Here is a 2,815-nt window from a genome sequence, read left to right as displayed (position 1 = left end):
AATCTTACCCTAAAGGAGTAACTTTTCGAAGACGCAACGCTAAAGCTTTTACTGAACCCCCGGACTATCCGGGGGTTTTCTATATACAAAAAGCACTCGACACAATGTCGAGTGCTTTCACCATCAATAGGACTATTGTTATATATGTGTATATGGAGAGAGTTGTAAGGGATTCAATGAAAGGGACAATAGCCTACCGATTATTTATTGTCCTTGGATGCAGCATCATCAGCTTGTTTGCTGTCATCTGCAGATGTATCATCACCAGATTTAGCATCGGATATGTTAGCAGCATCCTTGTCGCTGATCACAATATGACCATCTTTCACATCTGCAAACAAGTGTTTTACATCGATGTGGTCTAAGTAGAAATCTGTTACATTATCGCGAATTTCAGTTTCGATAACACGACGTAATGGACGAGCGCCCATTGCTTTATCGTAACCTTGTTCCATCAATAAAGCTTTAGCATCATCTGTAACATCTAAGGTGATACCTTTTTTAGCTAATGTTTTATTTACTTGGTTCAACATCAAGTCTACGATTTTCTTCAAATCATCTTTGCTCAAATGATTGAATTCAATAACACCGTTGAAGCGGTTCAAGAATTCTGGACGGAAGTAAGGTGCAATACGTTCCATGATGTCAGCTTTGCTTTCATCTTGAGCATCGCTGCCAAAACCAAAGCCTGCATTAGATGTAGCAATGATAACAGTATTTTTGAAGTTTACTGTGTTGCCTTGACCATCTGTTAAGCGACCGTCATCCAATACTTGTAAAAGCAATGTAATAACTTGAGGATCTGCTTTTTCAATTTCATCGAAAAGAACGATGGAATATGGATTACGACGAACACGTTCAGTCAATGTATTAGAATTATCTTCGTAGCCTACATAACCTGCTGTAGCACCAATCAATTTGGATACAGCTGTGCGATCGCTGTACTCGGACATATCAAGGCGGATGATAGCATCTTTATTACCGAACATATCAATAGCCAATTGTTTAGCCAATTCAGTTTTGCCTACACCAGTAGGACCTACGAACAAGAAGCTACCAATTGGACGGTTGCCTTCGTCAAAGCCCGCGCGGTTACGACGGATAGCGCGAGATACAGCCTCTACAGCTTTATCTTGACCGATAACATTTGCTTCCAAACGAGATTTCATGTCTTTCAAGCGTTCAATATCAGACGCGCCCATTTGAGATACAGGGATACCTGTCATTCTTTCAACAGCTTCTGCTACGTCATTCACTTGAGCCACTACTTTTTGATTTTCTGTATGATTATCAAGCTCTGCTTGTAATTTTTGAATACGCATTTTTTCATTGATAGCAGATTCATAATCTTCTTTTTGAGCATATTCCTCTTGTTTTGCTTTAGCATCTGCAATATCTGCTTCTAATGTTTTAATATCAGTTACAGGATGTTGGGATGCCAAGTGCGCTGCAGTTACGTCGATCAAGTCGATTGCTTTATCTGGTAAACTGCGTTGAGGAATGTATTGTACGGAATAATCTACCGCTGCTTTCAACACAGCATCAGGTAATTCAATGTTATGATGCGCTTCGTATAATGGACGAATACCTTGCAAGATTTTGAAAGTATCTTCTGCAGATGGTGCGTTTACTTTTACTTCATTGAAACGACGAGCCAAAGCAGCGTTTTTCATAATTGTATTGCGGTATTCATCTTGTGTTGTAGCACCGATTACGGATAATTCACCACGAGAAAGAGCTGGTTTTAAGATATCTGCTAAACCTTTGGAGCCTTGACCGTCACCAGTAGAACCAGCACCTAAGATTTGGTGGATTTCGTCAAAGAACAAGATGATATTGCCAGCGGCTTTTACCTCTTTAATAAGGTTTTGAATGTTTTCTTCGAAAGAACCACGATATTGAGTACCTGCTTCCAAACCGGAAATATCGATGGAAATGATTTCTTTATTTTTAATCGCTGCAGGAACATCGCCATTTACAATAGCTTGTGCCAAGCCTTCTACTACAGCAGTTTTACCTACACCAGCATCACCTACGAGTACTGGATTGTTTTTTGTACGACGTGCTAAGATTTCTGCTGTTTCTTGAATTTCTTTATTACGACCAATTACAGGATCGAGTTTGCCGTCACGAGCTTGGTCAGTCAAGTTAGTACCTAAACGACCGAGGATACCATCTTGTTTAATTTTACCTTGTTTTGCAGCTTGAGCAGCTTGTATTTCTTCGTTAGATGGCAAGCGACCAGTTTGACGATAATAAGCAAACTCCTCAGGAGTTACTTCACGACCATTAATTTGATATCTACGGTTCTCTGTAGAATAACCACCCATGTTCCCCATCAATTGATTAAACAAATCATTCATGCTAGCAAATTCATTACCAAAGTTATTGAAATTGTTGTTCATATATATTACCTCACTTATGTATCACTACATTTAACTATTTGACTAATACTATAATTACTAGGTTTTCTTAACCTTATGTCATTATAATAATCCTAATAAGTCAAAAAGTCAATAAGTCAAAAAGAAAATTTTTGACTTATTTTTGCCTTTTATTTGATCAATATATTTTAAAGGCAAAAATATGGATAAATACTGGGTTTATAGAAGATCACAAAATTTGAACTTTTAAAATATTTACTATAAATCGAATTGTTTATATTGATTTATTCCCTATATGATAAATATAATAATATAAAGTCTTTTAATTAGAATAAATGGGGCTGTAACAAAACAGCCCCTTAACTTTTTTATATTTCTAAGCAAAAAGGGTCCCGAGGGACCCTTTTCGTTGGTATAATTAAATTATGAAC

The 2,815-nt window shown here is 37.3% G+C and carries 1 protein-coding gene; it reads right to left on the bottom strand.

Annotation, left to right across the window (positions count from 1 at the left end; genetic code table 11):
• Positions 1-200: 200 nt before the first annotated feature.
• Positions 201-2,405 (bottom strand): ATP-dependent Clp protease ATP-binding subunit, encoded by a 2,205-nt coding sequence (locus VEI_RS02040; protein WP_059361632.1) that lies wholly within the window; start codon positions 2,403-2,405, stop codon positions 201-203.
• Positions 2,406-2,815: the final 410 nt, after the last annotated feature.

The organism is Veillonella tobetsuensis, from assembly GCF_001078375.1.
GTDB lineage: Bacteria > Bacillota > Negativicutes > Veillonellales > Veillonellaceae > Veillonella > Veillonella tobetsuensis.
The sequence above is the reverse complement of the archived record's forward strand: the minus strand, read 5'-3'. Positions and strand labels throughout refer to the sequence as shown.